We start from the raw sequence: 299 nt of genomic DNA, 5'->3' as shown, positions 1-299 counted from the left end.
ACTTCCCGGGCGATGCGCTCCTTCTCCTTGAGCTGCATCACCTTGCGGGCACTGTAGGCGGTGTTGACGGTGCTCGAATGCAGTGAGGCCCCGCCGTGATGGCGCCGGATCTTGTTCTGTTCGGCGAGATCGTTGAGATCCCGGCGAATGGTCTGGGGGCTGACGTCAAAATGGGTCACCAGATCGTCGGTCGAGACGAAACCCTGCCGGGTCAGGACGTCCAGGATCTCCAGATGTCGTTGGGTTTGCTTCACGCTTGCACTCCGCAGATGAGACGAAAAAAGGCCCCGGCAGGTGCG

The 299-nt window shown here is 60.9% G+C and carries 1 protein-coding gene; it reads right to left on the bottom strand.

Features of this window, described 5'->3' with window-relative positions:
• A partial coding sequence (locus J9889_RS23795; RefSeq protein WP_210558477.1) for a DeoR family transcriptional regulator occupies positions 1 to 254 on the bottom strand: 254 nt, incomplete at its 3' end.
• Positions 255 to 299: the final 45 nt, after the last annotated feature.

The organism is Aeromonas sp. PrichA-15 (assembly GCF_017939245.1).
Lineage (GTDB): Bacteria > Pseudomonadota > Gammaproteobacteria > Enterobacterales > Aeromonadaceae > Aeromonas > Aeromonas caviae.
The sequence above is the reverse complement of the archived record's forward strand: the minus strand, read 5'-3'. Positions and strand labels throughout refer to the sequence as shown.